The 625-nt window shown below is 67.7% G+C and carries 1 protein-coding gene and 1 pseudogene; both read right to left on the reverse strand.

Going from position 1 to position 625, the window contains the following annotated elements; all coding sequences use genetic code 11:
* A pseudogene (locus tag KUM32_RS38315) lies at window positions 1-197 on the reverse strand (enoyl-CoA hydratase/isomerase family protein); the annotation flags it as partial.
* Between the two features lie 163 nt (window positions 198-360).
* Window positions 361-582, reverse strand: a complete 222-nt coding sequence (locus KUM32_RS38320) for a helix-turn-helix domain-containing protein (protein WP_176160981.1) — start codon at window positions 580-582, stop codon at window positions 361-363.
* Between the last annotated feature and the right edge of the window lie 43 nt (window positions 583-625).

The following is a 625-nucleotide window of genomic DNA, read 5'->3' on the forward strand; positions in this document are numbered from 1 at the left end:
GAGCCCGCGGAGAAGGACCTGCCCTCTCCGCGCAGCACCACGACGCGCACGGTGCCCGGCAGCAACCGTCCGGCCTCGATCAGGGCCCGCCACAGGGCGGGCGTCTGGGCGTTGCGCTTGGCCGGGTTGGTCAAGGTCACCGTGGCGATGGCGTCATCGACGGTCAGGCGTACGCCGTCCGTGTCGAGCAGGGTCACTGAAGCCTCCGGTCGGTCGGCAGCGGTCACTGCGGCCTTAAGTTAACTGCACAGTAACCACCGTGCCGACCGAACCACCGACCGGGTGCCGCCGACGACGTGACCGGTACGCCGCGGCGACGTGACGCGCGCTCGAACCTGGGACGGACACGCGCTGTATGAGTCAGGTCGAGGCGGCTTTCTTCCCTCTTGTCGCTCCGCCGCGACCACGCAGCGTCACTCCGGACTCGCTGAGCATTCGATGGACGAAGCCGTAGGAACGGCCGGTCTCTTCGGCCAGCGCGCGAATGCTCGCACCGGAGTCGTACTTCTTCTTGAGGTCTGCCGCGAGCTTTTCGCGCGCGGCGCCGGTCACCCGGCTGCCCTTCTTCAGAGTCTCGGCCACCCGTGCCTCCTCATGGGAAGTGCGCTATGGGACTCTCATGATC

It is taken from the genome of Streptomyces sp. AC627_RSS907 (assembly GCF_019049165.1).